The 17,412-nt window shown below is 60.7% G+C and carries 20 protein-coding genes and 1 tRNA gene; 17 read left to right on the forward strand and 4 right to left on the reverse strand.

Annotated features, from left to right (window positions below):
- Window positions 1-158 precede the first annotated feature (158 nt).
- The 17 genes from ACIPQ1_RS13830 (at window position 159) to ACIPQ1_RS13910 (ending at window position 13,369) form a co-directional block, all read left to right on the forward strand.
- Window positions 159-500, forward strand: a complete 342-nt coding sequence (locus ACIPQ1_RS13830; RefSeq protein WP_250963412.1) for a ribbon-helix-helix domain-containing protein — start codon at window positions 159-161, stop codon at window positions 498-500.
- A gap of 286 nt (window positions 501-786) precedes the next feature.
- On the forward strand, window positions 787-1,008 hold the full coding sequence (locus ACIPQ1_RS13835; protein WP_003178589.1) for an FmdB family zinc ribbon protein: 222 nt from the start codon (window positions 787-789) through the stop codon (window positions 1,006-1,008).
- A gap of 75 nt (window positions 1,009-1,083) precedes the next feature.
- Complete coding sequence (gene aspS / locus ACIPQ1_RS13840) at window positions 1,084-2,859, forward strand: aspartate--tRNA ligase (protein WP_411385476.1); 1,776 nt, start codon at window positions 1,084-1,086, stop codon at window positions 2,857-2,859.
- A gap of 120 nt (window positions 2,860-2,979) precedes the next feature.
- On the forward strand, window positions 2,980-3,726 hold the full coding sequence (locus ACIPQ1_RS13845; protein WP_446534314.1) for a YebC/PmpR family DNA-binding transcriptional regulator: 747 nt from the start codon (window positions 2,980-2,982) through the stop codon (window positions 3,724-3,726).
- A 163-nt stretch (window positions 3,727-3,889) separates the two neighbouring features.
- Window positions 3,890-4,414: a crossover junction endodeoxyribonuclease RuvC gene (ruvC, locus tag ACIPQ1_RS13850; protein WP_014339919.1), complete on the forward strand. Its 525-nt coding sequence runs from the start codon at window positions 3,890-3,892 to the stop codon at window positions 4,412-4,414.
- 113 nt (window positions 4,415-4,527) lie between these two features.
- Window positions 4,528-5,136 (forward strand): Holliday junction branch migration protein RuvA, encoded by a 609-nt coding sequence (gene ruvA / locus ACIPQ1_RS13855; RefSeq protein ID WP_053124616.1) that lies wholly within the window; start codon window positions 4,528-4,530, stop codon window positions 5,134-5,136.
- Window positions 5,137-6,198, forward strand: coding sequence for a Holliday junction branch migration DNA helicase RuvB (ruvB, locus tag ACIPQ1_RS13860; protein ID WP_003178599.1), 1,062 nt, complete (start codon window positions 5,137-5,139; stop codon window positions 6,196-6,198).
- Between the two features lie 127 nt (window positions 6,199-6,325).
- Window positions 6,326-6,793, forward strand: a complete 468-nt coding sequence (gene ybgC / locus ACIPQ1_RS13865) for a tol-pal system-associated acyl-CoA thioesterase (RefSeq protein ID WP_003205037.1) — start codon at window positions 6,326-6,328, stop codon at window positions 6,791-6,793.
- Entirely contained in the window at window positions 6,783-7,478 is a 696-nt protein-coding gene (tolQ, locus tag ACIPQ1_RS13870) for a protein TolQ (RefSeq protein ID WP_030140798.1), read from the forward strand. The genes ybgC and tolQ overlap by 11 nt, the downstream gene beginning before the upstream one ends.
- A gap of 23 nt (window positions 7,479-7,501) precedes the next feature.
- Complete coding sequence (tolR, locus tag ACIPQ1_RS13875; protein WP_172681749.1) at window positions 7,502-7,954, forward strand: protein TolR; 453 nt, start codon at window positions 7,502-7,504, stop codon at window positions 7,952-7,954.
- Window positions 7,954-9,033 (forward strand): cell envelope integrity protein TolA, encoded by a 1,080-nt coding sequence (gene tolA / locus ACIPQ1_RS13880; RefSeq protein WP_003205033.1) that lies wholly within the window; start codon window positions 7,954-7,956, stop codon window positions 9,031-9,033. The genes tolR and tolA overlap by 1 nt, the downstream gene beginning before the upstream one ends.
- Window positions 9,030-10,331: a Tol-Pal system beta propeller repeat protein TolB gene (gene tolB, locus ACIPQ1_RS13885; protein WP_411385475.1), complete on the forward strand. Its 1,302-nt coding sequence runs from the start codon at window positions 9,030-9,032 to the stop codon at window positions 10,329-10,331. Before tolA ends, tolB begins: the two co-directional genes overlap by 4 nt.
- A gap of 52 nt (window positions 10,332-10,383) precedes the next feature.
- On the forward strand, window positions 10,384-10,881 hold the full coding sequence (pal, locus tag ACIPQ1_RS13890) for a peptidoglycan-associated lipoprotein Pal (protein ID WP_003205029.1): 498 nt from the start codon (window positions 10,384-10,386) through the stop codon (window positions 10,879-10,881).
- 6 nt (window positions 10,882-10,887) lie between these two features.
- Complete coding sequence (ybgF, locus tag ACIPQ1_RS13895) at window positions 10,888-11,721, forward strand: tol-pal system protein YbgF (protein ID WP_446534315.1); 834 nt, start codon at window positions 10,888-10,890, stop codon at window positions 11,719-11,721.
- 167 nt (window positions 11,722-11,888) lie between these two features.
- Entirely contained in the window at window positions 11,889-12,536 is a 648-nt protein-coding gene (gene queE, locus ACIPQ1_RS13900; RefSeq protein WP_446534316.1) for a 7-carboxy-7-deazaguanine synthase QueE, read from the forward strand.
- Between the two features lie 19 nt (window positions 12,537-12,555).
- The gene (gene queC, locus ACIPQ1_RS13905) at window positions 12,556-13,230 is read left to right on the forward strand and encodes a 7-cyano-7-deazaguanine synthase QueC (RefSeq protein ID WP_446534369.1); all 675 of its coding nucleotides are present in this window, start codon (window positions 12,556-12,558) and stop codon (window positions 13,228-13,230) included.
- Window positions 13,231-13,293: 63 nt separating this feature from the next.
- Window positions 13,294-13,369 (forward strand) — tRNA-Lys (locus ACIPQ1_RS13910).
- 94 nt (window positions 13,370-13,463) lie between these two features.
- On the opposite strand, the gene ACIPQ1_RS13915 is transcribed toward ACIPQ1_RS13910, so the two are convergent.
- The 4 genes from ACIPQ1_RS13915 to copC all read right to left on the reverse strand — a co-directional run bounded on the left by ACIPQ1_RS13915 (window position 13,464) and on the right by copC (window position 17,407).
- Window positions 13,464-14,399, reverse strand: coding sequence for a LysR family transcriptional regulator (locus ACIPQ1_RS13915; protein ID WP_250963421.1), 936 nt, complete (start codon window positions 14,397-14,399; stop codon window positions 13,464-13,466).
- A 268-nt stretch (window positions 14,400-14,667) separates the two neighbouring features.
- Window positions 14,668-15,855, reverse strand: coding sequence for a cyanate transporter (locus tag ACIPQ1_RS13920; RefSeq protein ID WP_411385473.1), 1,188 nt, complete (start codon window positions 15,853-15,855; stop codon window positions 14,668-14,670).
- A 258-nt stretch (window positions 15,856-16,113) separates the two neighbouring features.
- A complete protein-coding gene (gene copD, locus ACIPQ1_RS13925) occupies window positions 16,114-17,025 on the reverse strand; it encodes a copper homeostasis membrane protein CopD (protein ID WP_446534317.1) in 912 nt (303 codons plus the stop codon).
- A 4-nt stretch (window positions 17,026-17,029) separates the two neighbouring features.
- On the reverse strand, window positions 17,030-17,407 hold the full coding sequence (gene copC / locus ACIPQ1_RS13930; RefSeq protein WP_250963424.1) for a copper homeostasis periplasmic binding protein CopC: 378 nt from the start codon (window positions 17,405-17,407) through the stop codon (window positions 17,030-17,032).
- Window positions 17,408-17,412: the final 5 nt, after the last annotated feature.

Consider the following 17,412-nt stretch of genomic DNA (forward strand, 5'->3'; position numbering starts at 1 on the left):
CGTGTAGGACGACGTAATTCGTCGCCGGCCTGCTGTTGGCTTGTCCTACGCCCATGGTCATAAAGTCATCTGGAACTGGCGGTGCCGTTGAGCTTCCATAGAGCCACGGATGGGTTGTTCCAACCCAGAGGCTCGTATGGCAAAGGAGTGTCAACGGTATGATTCAAGGAAAAGAACCCGGAGAAGGGGGGCGGGGGCGTTTCCAACCCATCAGCGTCGACCCGTTCGTCCGGGGGTTCGATATGCAGCTGGCCCGACCACTGGCCCGATCCATTCGCTTGAACGGGTTCGCCACCTGTCTGCGGCTGGAGCAGGTTTATTGGGATATCCTCGGCGACATGGCCGAGCTCAACCGCTGCTCCATCAGCACGTTGCTGTCCCATGTGGACAGGGAAGTGCACCTGCGTCACGGCGGGGTGCGCAATTTCAGCGGGTTGGTGCGCGTGGTCTGTGTGGTGCACAGCTTGAAAGAGGCGGGAATGGATCATCGTGTGGTCTAGCCCCGTCAATGGTTGCGAGCGCGGTGTCCCCCAGGGGAATGAGTTCATTCGTGGCGAGGGAGCTTGCTCCCGCTGGGCTGCGCAGCAGCCCTCCTTGTGAGCGCTTCGCACTCAAGCGGGAGCAAGCTCCCTCGCCACAATGAGTCGCGCAAGCCTTGAATGAACAAAAGGATCGGCAATGACTGTGCGGTCTTACGGCTGCACAGGCCGCATTTAATGGATATAATCCCGCTCTTTGCCGCAAAGCCTGCCTTTGCGCGTGTAACCTGATCGCCGAGACAACCCCATGCCGATGTACGACTACCAATGTGCTTCCTGTGGTCATCAGATGGAAGCCATTCAAAAGATCAGCGCTGCACCGCTGGTCGATTGCCCTGCCTGCCAGGCGCCGGAACTGAAAAAGATGCTCTCCATGCCTGGTTTTCGCCTCGGTGGCACGGGCTGGTATGAAACCGACTTCAAGACCGGCGCCAAGAAGAACCTGGCCGGTGGCGACAAAGCTGATTGAGTTGAATACGCGCGAGTTCTTGCACGGGCAGGGCCTCCAACCGAATGTCGAATTACGAGAAGTGAAACCACTACCATGATGCGCAGCCATTATTGCGGCCAACTGAACGAAAGCCTGGAAGGTCAGGAAGTTACTCTTTGCGGATGGGTCCATCGTCGCCGTGACCATGGCGGGGTGATTTTCCTCGATATCCGTGATCGTGAAGGCCTGGCCCAGGTGGTGTTCGATCCGGACCGCGCTGAAACCTTCGCCACCGCCGACCGCGTGCGCAGCGAATACGTCGTCAAGATCACCGGCAAGGTGCGCCTGCGCCCGGCCGGCGCCGGCAACGCCAACATGGCGTCGGGCATGATCGAAGTGCTGGGCTACGAGCTGGAAGTGCTCAACGAAGCGGAAACCCCGCCGTTCCCGCTCAACGAATACTCCGACGTGGGTGAGGAAACCCGCCTGCGCTACCGCTTCATCGACCTGCGTCGCCCGGAAATGGCCGAGAAGCTGCGCCTGCGTTCGCGCATGACCACCAGCATCCGTCGTTACCTGGACGAGAACGGCTTCCTCGACGTCGAGACGCCGATCCTGACCCGCGCCACGCCGGAAGGCGCCCGCGACTACCTGGTGCCGAGCCGTACCCACCCCGGCAGCTTCTTCGCCTTGCCGCAATCGCCACAGCTGTTCAAGCAACTGCTGATGGTGGCCGGGTTCGATCGCTACTACCAGATCGCCAAGTGCTTCCGCGACGAAGACCTGCGTGCCGACCGTCAGCCTGAGTTCACTCAGATCGACATCGAGACCAGCTTCCTCGACGAAAAAGACATCATGGGCCTGACCGAGGGCATGATCCGCAACCTGTTCAAGGAAGTGCTGGGCCTGGAGTTCGGCGAGTTCCCGCACATGACCTTCGAAGAGGCCATGCGTCGCTACGGTTCCGACAAGCCGGACCTGCGTAACCCGCTGGAACTGGTGGACGTGGCCGACCAGCTCAAGGAAGTCGAATTCAAGGTGTTCAGCGGCCCGGCCAACGACCCGAAATGCCGTATCGCGGCCCTGCGTGTTCCTGGCGGCGCCAGCATGCCGCGCAAGCAGATCGACGACTACACCAAGTTTGTCGGCATCTACGGTGCCAAGGGCCTGGCGTACATCAAGGTCAACGAGCGTGCCGCCGGTGTCGATGGCTTGCAATCGCCGATCGTGAAGAACATCCCGCAAGACAACCTCAACGTGATCCTCGATCGCGTCGGTGCGGTTGACGGCGACATCGTCTTCTTCGGCGCCGACAAGGCCAAGATCGTCAGCGAAGCCCTCGGCGCGCTGCGCATCAAGCTGGGCCACGACCTGAAGCTGCTGACTTGCGAATGGGCGCCAATGTGGGTCGTTGATTTCCCGATGTTCGAAGAAAACGACGATGGCAGCTTCTCCGCGCTGCACCACCCGTTCACGGCGCCGAAGTGCTCGCCGCAAGAGCTGGAAGCCAACCCGGCCACCGCGTTGTCGCGCGCCTACGACATGGTCCTGAACGGCACCGAGCTGGGTGGCGGTTCGATCCGTATCCATCGCAAGGAAATGCAGCAAGCGGTGTTCCGTCTGTTGGGTATCGATGAAGCTGAACAGGAAGAGAAGTTCGGCTTCCTGCTGGACGCCCTGAAGTTTGGTGCACCGCCCCACGGTGGCCTGGCCTTCGGCCTGGATCGCCTGGTGATGCTGATGACCGGCGCCCAGTCGATCCGTGAAGTGATCGCGTTCCCGAAAACCCAGAGCGCGGCCGATGTCATGACCCAGGCGCCGGGCGTGGTGGACGCCAAGGCGCTGCGCGAGTTGCACATCCGCCTGCGGGAACAGCCAAAGGCTGAGTAAGGCTGGCACCTGAGAGGGCGCATCTTCGGATGCGCCTTTTCATTGGCGTCGATATTTCTGATTGTCGGCCACTGCGCACGCGCAGGGCGGGCAATGTTCCAAAAAGAAACGGAGCGAGTTATGGCAGGTCATTCCAAGTGGGCGAACATCAAGCACCGCAAAGAACGTCAGGATGCCAAGAGAGGCAAGATCTTCACCAAGTGGATCCGTGAGCTGACGGTCGCGGCCCGCCAGGGTGGCGGCGATCCGGGTTCCAACCCGCGCCTGCGCCTGGCCCTGGACAAGGCCTTGGGTGCCAACATGAGCCGCGACATCATCGACCGGGCCGTCGCCCGTGGCGCGGGTGCGACCGAGGCCGACAACGTTGAAGAACTGACCTATGAAGGTTATGGCCCGGGCGGCGTGGCGGTGATGGTCGAATGCATGACCGACAACCGCAACCGTACCGCTGCCGCCGTGCGTCACGCCTTCAGCAAATGCGGTGGCAACCTCGGCACCGATGGCTCGGTGGCCTATCTGTTCGAGCGCAAGGGGCAGATCAGCTTCGCCCCGGGCCTCGATGAGGATGCCCTGACGGAGGCGGCCCTGGAGGCCGACGCCGATGACGTGGTCAGCCATGAAGACGGTTCGTTCGACGTGTTCACGTCGTTCGCCAGCTTCTATGCCGTGCGCAACGCCTTGGAGGCCGCCGGCTTTGCGCCTGCCGACGCGGAAATCGTCATGCAGCCGACCACCAGCGCCGAGCTGGACCTGGAAGGGGCCGAAAAGGTGCTCAAGCTGATCGACATGCTGGAAGACCTGGATGACGTGCAGAACGTTTATTCCAACGCTGATATTCCGGAGTCGGTGGCTGAACAGCTGGGTTGAGAAAACCTGTTCAAACATTGACGATTGCCATTGATCAATTTGTGGGAGCGAGCTTGCTCGCGATAGTGGTACATCAGTCAACACTGCGTTTGCTGATCCGACGCCATCGCGAGCAAGCTCGCTCCCACAGGGTCGCAAAGCTCCTCTTTAAGCCGCAGGCGTTATGACTTTAATCCTTGGTATCGACCCTGGTTCGCGCATCACCGGCTACGGTGTGGTTCGCGATACCGGGCGCGGCTGCGTGTATGTCGCCTCTGGTTGCATCCGCACCGGGGCGGGTGAGCTGCACGAGCGCTTGCAGATCGTTTATCGCGGCGTACGCGAAGTCATCCAGACCTACGGCCCGGTGACCATGGGCATCGAGCGGGTCTTCATGGCGCGCAACGCCGATTCGGCCCTGAAGCTGGGGCAGGCCCGGGGTGCGGCCATCGTGGCGGGCGCCGAGGAGAACCTGGAGATCGCCGAATACACCGCGACCCAGGTCAAGCAGGCGGTCGTCGGCACGGGAGCGGCGAACAAGGAGCAGGTGCAAATGATGGTGATGCACTTGTTGAAACTGGTCAGCAAGCCACAGATCGACGCCTCCGACGCCCTGGCCATCGCCATTTGCCATGCCCACACCCGCTCCAGTCTGTTGCCCCATGGCCTGGGAACCGCACGCAGTCGTGGCGGACGCCTGCGTCTCTGATAGCATCAGCGCTTCATTCATGAACCCGAGCCCGTTGCGCCTGTATCGTCGGCCTTAATGCTCGTGTTGTTACTCGCCAGCCTGGGGCTGGCCAACGCCCAAGGATCTGAAACGTGATTGGACGCTTGCGCGGCACCCTGGCTGAAAAACAGCCGCCGCACCTGATTCTGGATGTAAACGGCCTGGGCTATGAGCTGGAAGTGCCCATGACCACGCTGTATCGCTTGCCGTCGGTCGGCGAGCCGCTGACCCTGCACACCCATTTGGTCGTGCGCGAGGATGCGCAGTTACTCTATGGTTTCGTCGGCAAGCGCGAGCGGGACTTTTTCCGCGAGCTGATCCGTCTCAATGGCGTCGGTCCGAAACTGGCCCTGGCCTTGATGTCGAGCCTGGAAGTCGACGAACTGGTGCGTTGCGTGCAGTCCCAGGACACCTCGGCCCTGACCAAGGTGCCGGGGGTGGGCAAGAAAACCGCCGAGCGCCTGCTGGTCGAGCTCAAGGACCGCTTCAAGGCCTGGGAGGCGGTGCCGGCCATGTTCGCCCTGGTGCCGAACCAGCCGGATGCGCCGGTGCCAGCGGTCAGCGCCGAAAACGATGCGGTCACCGCGCTGATCTCCCTGGGCTACAAGCCTCAGGAAGCCAGCAAGGCGATTTCCGCCATCAAGGAAAAAGGCCTGAGCACTGAAGACATGATTCGCCGTGCCCTGAAGGGAATGATTTAAGTGATTGAAGCTGACCGTCTGATCGCCGCCACGGGCGCGCCCCGTGACCGCGAGGAAATCCAGGATCGCGCGATTCGTCCTGTCAGCCTGGCCGACTACATCGGCCAGCCGACCGTGCGCGAGCAGATGGAGCTGTTCATCCAGGCCGCCCGTGGGCGCAGCGAATCGCTGGACCACACCTTGATCTTCGGCCCGCCGGGCCTGGGCAAGACCACCCTGGCCAATATCATTGCCCAGGAAATGGGCGTCTCGATCAAGAGCACATCGGGGCCGGTGCTCGAACGGCCGGGCGACCTGGCGGCGCTGTTGACCAACCTTGAGCCTCATGACGTGTTGTTCATCGACGAAATCCATCGGCTGTCGCCGATCGTCGAAGAAGTGCTGTACCCGGCCATGGAAGACTTCCAGCTCGACATCATGATCGGCGAAGGGCCGGCGGCGCGCTCCATCAAGCTCGACCTGCCGCCGTTCACCCTGGTGGGCGCCACCACCCGCGCCGGCATGCTGACCAACCCGCTGCGGGACCGTTTCGGTATCGTCCAGCGTCTGGAGTTCTATAACAACGCCGACCTGGCGACGATCGTCAGCCGCTCGGCGGGCATCCTCGGGTTGCCACTGGACCCCGACGGGGCCTATGAAATTGCCCGGCGTGCCCGGGGTACGCCGCGCATCGCCAACCGCCTGCTGCGTCGGGTGCGGGATTTTGCCGAAGTCCGGGCCAAGGGCCACATCACCAAGCCGATTGCCGACCTGGCGTTGAACCTGCTGGACATCGACGAGCGGGGTTTCGACCACCAGGACCGGCGCCTGCTGCTGACCATGATCGAGAAGTTTGACGGTGGCCCGGTGGGCGTGGACAGCCTGGCGGCGGCCATCAGCGAAGAACGCCACACCATTGAGGATGTGTTGGAGCCTTACCTGATCCAGCAGGGCTACATCATGCGCACCCCACGCGGGCGCGTGGTGACCCGCCATGCCTACCTGCATTTTGGCTTAAACATCCCGACACGAATGGGCGAGATGCCGGTGGTAGACGAATTCCTCGATGCCGTGGACGATTGAACGAGCTCCGAATGCCGACTTTTTTCCAGTTCGTGCTGTCCCAGACGACGCCTGGAGCGTCAATGCGTTCGAGAATGAAAAAACAGTTGCCTGGCCGATTGGCAACCTGAGGAGTAAGCACTAGAGTATGCGCGCGCAAAACGGGCTGGAGTCGTTCGCACATCGCTGTCGCGTTTATTACGAGGACACCGATGCTGGCGGCATCGTCTACTACGTCAATTACCTCAAGTTTATGGAACGGGCTCGAACCGAACGGCTGCGGGAACTGGGTTTTGCCCAATCCGCGCTGGCAGGGGAGGACCTGTTATTCGTCGTGCATTCCAGCGAAGCGCGCTACCACGCGCCGGCGCGACTGGACGACGAGCTGGTGGTAAGTGCCGATGTCATCGAATTGAACCGTGTCAGCCTGCGCTTCAAGCAGCAGGTCAGGCGGGCTACGGATAACGTGCTGCTCTGCGAAGGGCAGTTTTTGGTGGCCTGTGTGCGCACCCATAGTTTGAAACCCCGGGCCATTCCCGAAGCTCTACGCGCGGCCTTTGCCGGCGTGAGCGGCGCGGGTACACACTCAGAGCAGGAGATAAAGCGTGGAAGCTAACGTCGTCGACCATTCCTCCATGTGGAGCCTGGTCAGCAATGCCAGCGTCGTGGTGCAACTGGTAATGCTGACCCTGGTAGCCGCATCGGTGACCTCATGGATCATGATCTTTCAGCGCAGCAACATGCTGCGCGCCGGTCGCCGTGCCCTGGAGAGCTTCGAAGAGCGCTTCTGGTCCGGTATCGACCTGTCCAAGCTGTATCGCCAGGCCGGCAGCAACCCGGACCCGGATTCGGGCGTCGAGCAGATCTTCCGTGCCGGCTTCAAGGAATTCTCCCGCCTGCGCCAGCAGCCGGGCGTCGACCCTGAAGCGGTCATGGAAGGCGTGGCCCGTGCCATGCGCGTCGCCATCTCCCGCGAAGAAGAGAAACTCGAACAGGGCCTGCCGTTCCTGGCGACCGTTGGTTCGGTCAGCCCGTACATCGGCCTGTTCGGTACCGTGTGGGGGATCATGAATTCCTTCCGTGGCCTGGCATCCGCCCAGCAAGCGACCCTGGCCACCGTGGCCCCAGGTATTGCCGAGGCACTGATCGCCACCGCCATCGGCCTGTTCGCGGCGATCCCGGCCGTTATCGCCTACAACCGCTTCGCTGCCCGCAGCGAAACGCTGACCAGCCGTTACTACACCTTCGCCGATGAGTTCCAGGCGATCCTGCACCGCAAAGTGCACACCAGCGAAGAATAAGCAGGTATTTCCCAATGGCTTTAATCGCTCGAGCCCGAAAAAAGCGCAAGCCGGTTGCCGAGATGAACGTGGTGCCCTACATCGACGTGATGTTGGTGCTGCTGGTCATCTTCATGGTGACCGCGCCCATGCTCAATCAGGGCGTGAAGGTCGATCTGCCCAAGGTTTCCAGCGAAGCCTTGCCGCAGGACAACAACACCCAGGTACTGACCATTTCGATCAAGGCTGACAAGACCTATTACTGGAACCTTGGCAGCGAAGTGGATACCGAGAAGCAGCAGGACCGGGCCATGACCTTGCCGCAGATGACCGACGCGGTGACCAAGATCATCAACGCCGGTAACGGCAACGGCAAGCGTACCCAGGTCTTCATTCGCGGCGACAAGACTGTCGACTACGGTGCCGTGATGGGCGCCATGGGCGGGCTGCAGAAAGCCGGGGTCGGTAATGTTGGCTTGATCACCGAGGCCCCCTGATGCAGCAACAGCGAGAGCCGTCCGCCTCGGAAAGCTACTTCTGGCCCAGTGTCCTGGCCATCGGCCTGCATGTGCTGGTGTTCGGCATGCTGTTCGTCAGTTTTGCCATGACCCCGGAGCTGCCGCCGGCCAAGCCGATCGTGCAGGCGACGTTGTACCAGCTCAAGTCGAAAAGCCAGGCCACTACGCAGACCAACCAGAAGCTTGCCGGTGAGGCGAAGAAATCCGCCGCGCGCCAGACCGAAGTCGAGCAGATGGAACAGAAGAAGGTCGAACAGGAAGCGATAAAGGCCGCGGAACAAAAGAAAGAGGAAGCGGCTCAAAAGGCCGAGGAAGCCAAGAAGGCCGATGAGGCGAAGAAAGCGGACGAGGCGAAAAAGGCTGACGAAGCCAAGAAAGCCGACGAAGCGAAGAAAACCGCCGAGGCCAAAAAGGCAGAAGAGAAACAATTGGCTGATATAGCCAAGAAGAAAGCCGAAGAAGAAGCCAAGAAAGCCGCTGAAGAAGAGGCCAAGAAAGCGGCCGCTGAAGAAGCGAAGAAAAAGATCGTCGAGGACGCCAAGAAAAAAGCGGCCGAAGACGCCAAGAAGAAAGCTGAAGCTGAAGAGGCGAAAAAGAAAGTCGCCGAAGACGCGAAGAAGAAAGCCGCCGCCGACGCCGCCAAGAAAAAGGCCCAGGACGCAGCGCGTAAATCCGCCGAAGACAAAAAGGCCCAGGCCTTGGCAGATTTGCTTTCCGACACGCCAGAGCGCCAGCAGGCCTTGGCCGATGAGCAGGGCGATGAAGTCGCCGGCAGCTACGATGATCTGATTCGCGCCCGAGCGGCGGAAGGCTGGGCTCGTCCACCTTCGGCGCGCAAAGGCATGACGGTAGTATTGCAAATCGGCATGTTGCCCGACGGTACGGTTACCTCGGTCAGCGTCGCCAAGTCCAGTGGTGACGGTCCGTTCGACGCTTCGGCGGTCGCAGCGGTCAAGAACATTGGGCGTTTGACGGAAATGCAAGGAATGAAGCCGAGCGACTTTGCTCCCTATCGTTCATTCAAGATGACATTCACACCTGAGGATCTAGCCTTGTGAGAAACCTTCTTCGATCAATGCTGGTCGTTATCTGCTGCCTGGCAGGGATAGCGGTAGCAGAGGAAAAGAACATCCTGGTCACCAGCGGCAGCGACCGGGCCACCCCGATCGCCGTCGTACCGTTCGGCTGGCAGGGCGGTAGCGTCCTGCCGGACGACATGGCGGAAATCATCGGCAACGACCTGCGCAACTCGGGTTACTACGCGCCGATTCCGAAGCAGAACATGATCAGCCTGCCAACCCAGGCCAGCGAAGTCATCTACCGTGACTGGAAGGCCCTGGGCGCCCAGTACATCATGGTCGGCAGCATCGTTCCGGCTGGCGGTCGCCTGCAGGTGCAGTACGCCCTGTTCAACGTCGCCACCGAGCAGCAAGTGCTGACCGGCAGCGTGTCGGGCAGCGTCGACCAGTTGCGCGACATGTCGCACTACATCGCCGACCAGTCGTTCGAAAAACTCACCGGCATCAAGGGCGCGTTCTCCACGCGCATGCTCTATGTGACGGCCGAGCGCTTCTCCGAGAACAACACCCGCTACACCCTGCAGCGTTCCGACTACGACGGCGCGCGTGCGGTGACCCTGCTGCAATCGCGCGAGCCGATCCTGTCGCCGCGCTTCGCCCCCGATGGCAAGCGCATCGCCTATGTCTCGTTCGAGCAGAAGCGTCCGCGCATTTTCGTGCAGCACATCGACACCGGTCGTCGTGAGCAGATCACCAACTTCGAAGGCCTGAACGGTGCGCCAGCCTGGTCGCCGGACGGTTCGCGCCTGGCGTTCGTGCTGTCCAAGGACGGTAACCCGGACGTCTACGTGATGAACCTGGCTTCGCGTTCGATCTCCCGCGTCACCAACGGCCCGGGCATCAACACCGAACCGTTCTGGGGCAAGGATGGCTCGACCATCTACTTCACCTCCGACCGCGGCGGCAAGCCACAGATCTACAAGACCAGTGCCGGTGGCGGCGGTGCCGAACGCGTAACCTTCGTCGGTAACTACAACGCCAACCCTAAACTGTCGGCTGACGAAAAGACCCTGGTGATGATCCATCGCCAGGATGGTTTCACCAATTTCAAGGTGGCGGCCCAGGATTTGCAGCGCGGTAGCGTAAAAATCCTCACTGATAGCACTCTGGACGAGTCACCTACTGTTGCGCCCAACGGCACCATGGTAATCTACGCCACCCGCCAGCAGGGCCGGGGAGTCTTGATGCTCGTGTCCATTAATGGACGCGTGAGGCTCCCGCTTCCTACCGCTCAAGGCGAAGTCAGAGAACCGTCCTGGTCCCCTTACCTGAACTGACGCGGCGCAATACGTTTTACTTAACACACTGGGGTTCATTAGGAGTTTCACGATGGAAATGCTGAAGTTTGGTAAATTTGCTGCGCTGGCTCTGGCCATGGCTGTAGCTGTAGGTTGCTCGTCCAAAGGCGGCGACAATGCCGGTGAAGGCGCTGTTGATCCAAACGCTGGTTACGGCGCTAACACCGGTGCAGTTGACGGCTCCCTGAGCGAAGAAGCTGCTCTGCGCGCAATCACCACCTTCTACTTCGAATACGACAGCTCGGACCTGAAGCCAGAAGCCATGCGCGCTCTGGACGTTCACGCCAAGGACCTGAAGTCGAACGGCGCTCGCGTTGTTCTGGAAGGCAACACCGACGAACGTGGTACTCGTGAGTACAACATGGCACTGGGCGAGCGTCGTGCGAAAGCCGTTCAACGCTACCTGGTACTGCAAGGTGTTTCCCCAGCTCAGCTGGAACTGGTTTCCTACGGCGAAGAGCGTCCAGTTGCTACCGGCAACGACGAGCAGTCCTGGGCTCAAAACCGTCGCGTCGAACTGCGTAAGTAATTCGTCATGCGAACGTGCCGTCGTGCTGTAACTGTTCTGGCTCTCAGCCTCGCGCCGCTTGCGGCGTGGGCTGCGGTTCCTGTGGTCGATAACGATGCCGGCTATAACAATAGCGGGAGCAGCTATCCGCCTGCAGGTTACGGTACGAACGGCGCCTATGCCGGGGGAGGGGTTTCGGCCCCTGTCTCGGCACAGGGCCAGCTGTTCAACCAACTGCAGCAAATGCAGGATCAGATCTCGCGCCAACAAGGTGTGATCGAAGAACTGCAAAATGATATCTCGCGCATGAAGCAGGAAAGCCTGGAGCGATACCAGGATCTTGATCGGCGCATAGGAACCGGCGTTGCACCTGCCGCGACTCCTGAGAATTCTCCTGACGGTGGCGACTTGAACGCCACCGGTGCAGCCGCAGGCGCAGGGGCAGCCGCTCCGGCAGCACCTGCCGCCGGTGGCGAACCGGCTGATCCGGCGAAGGAAAAGCTCTATTACGATGCTGCCTTCGACCTGATCAAGGCCAAGGATTTCGACAAGGCCAGCCAGGCCTTTGCCGCTTTCCTGCGCAAATACCCAAACAGCCAGTACGCGGGCAATGCCCAATACTGGCTGGGCGAAGTGAACCTGGCCAAGGGCGACCTGCAAGGTGCCGGCCAGGCGTTCGCCAAGGTGTCGCAACTGTATCCCAAGCACGCCAAGGTGCCGGATTCGCTGTACAAACTGGCTGACGTAGAGCGCCGCCTTGGTCATACCGACAAGGTGAAAGGCATTCTGCAGCAGGTGGTGGCCCAGTACCCGGGGACATCCGCCGCCCAGTTGGCCCAGCGTGATCTGCAACGCATGTAAGCCGGCTTGAGCTGTTTCGAAGAAACCCGCGCCTGTCGCGGGTTTTTTCGTTAGAATTCACGCCCTTTTTTCTGAAACACGCTTTTTGGGATCTGCGCGTTGGCGGGGTTCCTTGAAGTGCCTGACGGAGGCGGACAGCCTGTTTAGCTGTTACGCCCGTGGCGACTATGCAAGACACATTGAGAATCACCGAAGTTTTTTACTCGTTGCAGGGTGAAACGCGAACGGCTGGGCTGCCCACGGTATTCGTGCGCCTCACCGGTTGTCCGTTGCGTTGCCAATACTGTGACAGCGCCTACGCCTTCAGCGGCGGCACCGTGCGATCCCTCGACGATATCCTGGAGCAAGTGGCCAGTTATCGTCCGCGTTATGTCTGTGTCACGGGCGGCGAGCCCTTGGCGCAACCCAACGCCATCCCCTTGCTCAAGCAATTGTGCGATGCCGGTTACGAGGTTTCGCTGGAAACCAGCGGCGCCCTGGATATTTCGGCCGTCGACTCGCGCGTCAGCCGCGTCGTGGACCTGAAAACCCCAGGCTCCAAGGAAGCGCATCGCAACCGTTACGAAAATATCGAACTGCTGACGCCCAACGACCAGGTCAAGTTCGTGATCTGTTCGCGAGAGGATTACGACTGGGCCGTGTCCAAGTTGATCCAGTACGGGCTCGATCAGCGGGCCGGCGAAGTGTTGCTATCGCCGAGTCATCACGATTTGAGCGCCCGGGATCTGGCGGATTGGGTGGTGGCGGATAACTTGCCGGTGCGCCTGCAACTGCAGCTGCATAAATATCTTTGGAACGACGAGCCGGGGCGCTGAGATGACTGAACATACGAACATGGCTGAAAAACGTGCGGTCATCCTGTTGTCCGGTGGCCTGGATTCGGCCACGGTCGTGGCCATGGCCCGCGCCGAGGGTTATCACTGCTACACCATGAGTTTCGACTATGGCCAGCGCCACCGCGCCGAGCTGCAGGCCGCCGAGCGGGTGGCCCGGGACTTGGGCGTGGTGGAACACAAAGTCATCGGCTTGAACCTCAACGGTATCGGCGGTTCGGCCCTGACCGACAGCTCCATCGACGTGCCCGAGGCCCCAAGTGAAGGCATTCCGGTGACCTATGTGCCGGCGCGTAACACGGTGTTCCTGTCCTTGGCGCTGGGCTGGGCGGAAGTGCTGGGCGCCCGCGACATTTTCATTGGCGTCAATGCAGTGGATTACTCCGGCTACCCGGACTGCCGCCCGGAGTTCGTCGAAGCGTTCGAACGCATGGCCAACCTGGCCACCAAGGCCGGCGTGGAAGGGCAGGGTTTCCGCATCCAGGCGCCGTTGCAGAATCTCAGCAAGGCCGACATCGTCAAGGCGGGCGTGAAGCTTGGCGTGGACTATGGACTCACCGTTTCCTGCTATCAGGCCGACGATCAGGGCCGCGCTTGTGGCAAATGCGACAGCTGCCGCCTGCGTGCAGAAGGCTTTGCGGCGGCGGGTGTGAGCGATCCAACCCGTTATTTTTGATTTATTTCAAATTAAGTGTTGAATAGTCCTTAGAAATCAGTATTATACGCGCCACCACACAGCGGGTCGTTAGCTCAGTTGGTAGAGCAGTTGGCTTTTAACCAATTGGTCGTAGGTTCGAATCCCACACGACCCACCATTTTTAGCTGTTTTAAAAGTCTGGAAGGCCCACGAAAGTGAGGATTTCCGGATTTTTTTTTGCCCATGAAAAAGCCCACCCACCGAAGTGGGGCTCAGAGCAGGCCCTCCTCGGCGCATACTTGCATGATCTGCTCGCGAAGCCAGATGTTGGCGCTGTCCTGGCTCGCTTTCTCGCTCCAGACCATCTCCAAGGTAAAGTTCGGTAAGCCCGCGGGTGGCGGGTGTTCGCCGAATTGTGCTTGATCGCAAATCAATGCCTGGATACGCCGAGGCAATGTCAGGACGAAGTCGGTTCCAGCGATCAGGTTCAACGCTGCTACGTAGCTGTTGGCTCTTGCGACTATCTTGCGGCTATAACCCTGTCGGGCGAGCCAGCCATCGATCATGTTGGTGTCAGACGTCCACGGTGTTGGAAACACGTGCTGGCGCGCGGCGAACGCTTCCAGGCTGAAGTCTTCTTGCGGCCCTGGGAAATTGTTATCGAGCACGCACACCAACTCGTCTTCGAGCAGCACCTGGGAGCGCAGGCCTATGACGTCGCCATGGAAGTGTGGCCCGAAACAGACGACAAGATCGAAGCGATCGTCCCGCAGTGCATCAACCGGGATATCCCGATGAAATTTCGTCGTGTTGATGACCACCGCAAAGCGCTTGCCGATGAAGCGTTTGACCAATTTGGGCAGGATCAGCAGTTCGAAGTATTCCGGCGCACAGAGGTTGAAGGTGATTTCTTCCTGATTCGGATCGAATGTCTGGAGGCCGGAATGGCATTGATTGATTGCCTCTAGAACCCCCAGTATCTGGCCGTACATGGCGGTGGCTTTATGAGTGGGGCGCATGCCGGAGCGGGTACTGATGAACAGCTCGTCTTCGAAACTGGTGCGCAGTTTCCTCAGGCAGTAGCTCACGGTTGACTGGCTGACGCATAAGGCCTCGGCGACCTGGGTGACGCTGCCTTGTTCGTACACCGCTACAAAAACCATCAGGTCTTGCATGTCCAGCTTTCTGAGCAGGTTACTGACCAGCATCAGCTATTCTCGGCGTCATCCCTGCGTCTCTCTTTGTCCTGGCGAAAGTCCTCCATTTATACAGGAGCCCGGGGCTTTTATCTTTGCTGGGCTTACGACAAGCGCTGTCTAGTGGCCTGTGTGGCTAATTCGTGCACTCAACTTCGGCGCCAGAACTTGCCAGCCTGCGTTGCCATTCCTCGCCGTAGCGGGCTACGACTCGTCATGGCGCCTTGCCTGGCAAGCCCTGGCACTCGAATTTGAGTACTCGAATTAACCGTACAGGCCACTAGTCTATATGCCGTGCGTATTGTTTGGGATCGAAGCGCAGGACCATCATGAGCATCAACGCCATGACGGCAGTGAGTGACCACCAGGCCCATTCGAAGCTGCCCGATTGATCGCGAATCACCCCGGCAATCAATGGCGAGAGCCCGGCGATCAGGTAGCCGATGCCTTGCACGAATGCGGTCAGGCCACCAGCTCGTCGCGGGTTGTCCAAGTGGTCGAGGGAGACGATCAAACTCATTGGGAACAGGCCGCCGATGCCCAGGCCCAAAAGGCAAGGCCACAACAGGCTGAAGCGTTCCGGGCTTAGGATCAGGCCGCAGAAGCCGCCGATGATAAGGGCCAGCAGGGCGGTGAGGACCCAGCGTTTATCCCGGCTGCGGTTGGCAATCGCCGGAGTGACGAGGCCGGACAGCACCTCCATGGCCGTGAGGAACCCCAGCAGCAGGCCAGCGTGTTGTTCGCTCCAGCCCTTCTCCACATAGTACGGGGCCAGCCAGGCCAGTACACAGGTGTAGGAGGCGGTGCCCAGTCCGAAGAAAATCGCCAGCAGCCAAGCCCGGGAATTGCTGAAGAATGACGCTTGCTGCCGGACAGGCGCTCCGGGCAACGGGGGCACGGCTGCACGCTGGGCATACCAGCAACCCAGGGCAATCAACGCCAACAGTGCCCAGATCGCCAGGCCGATGCGCCAGCTGCCAGTTTGCGACAGGACAAGCGGCGAAAACGATGCGGCAAGTGCCGCCCCGCCCATGATCGACGTGACATACAAACCCATGAACAGCGAGACGTTGTCGGCGTAGCGCGACTTGATCAGGGCCGGCATCACCGCCTGGATCAACGCGATGCCGAGCCCGGCCAACACCGCGCTGACGATCAGCTCGGCGGCGCTGTCCAGGTACAAGCGCGATGCGGTGGCGATACCGATGATCAACAGCGACAGCACGATGGTGCGGTGCTCGCCGATGCGCTGGGCGATGCGCATGCCCAGGAACATCGCCAGGCCCATCGCCATCACCGGCAACATGGTCAACAGCGAGGCGGTGCTGAAGCTCAGCGGGACCTCCCCGCGAATGGCGGATAACAGGGGCCCGACGGCGGCCATCGAAGGCCGCAGGTTCAGCGCCACCAACACGATGCTGACCATCAGCCAGACGGCATGGGTGCTTGAGGTTCGAACGTTTTCCATGACAGGGCCTTGGCTGGATAAAACCCCATTTAGGCCAGGGCACCGTGCGATGGGCAAACTGAAAACTGGCTGCTGGTATTGAAAAATTAAATACCGCGCCCGGCTGCCCTTTGTGGCGAGGGAGCTTGCTCCCGCTGGGCTGCGAAGCAGACCCGAAAGGTATGGGTACCCTTTGCCTGACACACCGGGTGCTCAGGTTTTGGGGGGCGCTTCGCAGCCCAGCGGGAGCAAGCTCCCTCGCCACGAATTCAGTGCCGGTTATTCCATCCCGGGGCTTAACGTCCCCAACCAGGCCACCAACCCCAGGATGACCACCGCCACGGAGAACTCCAGGACCATGCTGCGCCGCAGAGCCTTCACCGCGACCCCATGCTCGCCGCTCTGTCGGGCACTTTCCAGGAGTGGGCTCAGGTGAAAGCGGTTCAGCGCGGCGAACGCCAACATGGCCGCGAACAAGATGAGTTTGAGCGCGAGCAACTGACCATAAAGGCTGTCGAGCAGCCCGACGATACTTGGGCCGACGATGAACAGATAGTTGATTACCCCCGTCACGCTGATGACCGCCACGATCACTGCCCCGGCGACTTCAAACCCGGTCAATGTCCGGGCCAGCACCGCCAACTGTGGTTCGGCCTGGCGAAGCAGCAGGGCAAACGCCGCCAGGGCTCCGACCCAGCCACCCGCCGCCCACAAGTGCAGGAAGTCAGTGATGAAGTGCCAGTTGCGGCGGGTGCCTTCGTCCATGGCGCCGTGGCCTGCCCAGGCCAATGTCGCCAGGGCCACGGCCCCGCCCAGCGTGACCAGGCCAAGGCTGGCGGCCGGCCAACGTTTATTGAGCGTCACGGCGAAACCGGCCAGCACCAACGCCGCCATGCGCAGCATCCAGGTCCAACCGACATCGGTCTCCAGCACCATCATTTCAACGTGCGGCCACAGTTCGGTCCACTCCGAAACACCGCTCATGGCCCAGGCCATGCACGCCATGGCGGCCAGGGAGAGCAACCCACCCAGCACCGCCGTGGCCAGCAGCAGTGGCGCGAAAGGCAACTGCGCATCCGACACCCGCTCCTGGCCTCGCAGGCTATACAGGCCAAACGCGGCCAGACCGAACAGCAACATCAAATCCAGGTACAGGGCAAAGCGCAGCGCGATGTTGATCGAGTCGCTCATCAACTCACTTCACCTTGAACGTGACGTTGCCGGTGATCGGGTGCGTGTCGGACGACACCGCGCGCCACTGGACCTGATAGGTGCCTGCGGTGAGAGGGGCATTCGGCGTGATGACCATGGTTTTCGGATCATCGCTGCCGGACACCTTGGCCGGCATCGGCATGGGCGAATGCGCCGCCATGCCCTGCATCGCGGTCATCATCAGCTTGGCGCCGGAAAACTTGGTCAGCAGGTTTTCGGAAAAGTGCAGCTCGATCTTTGCCGGTGCCGCCCCTTCGGCACCTTCGGCCGGGGTGGAGGACAGCAGTTTTGGATGAGCCTGGGCCAGTCCACTGAGCAACAGGCCAACGGACAATACGACAGCGGTTTTGATGACTGACATGCAAG

It is taken from the genome of Pseudomonas sp. LARHCG127, assembly GCF_052871455.1.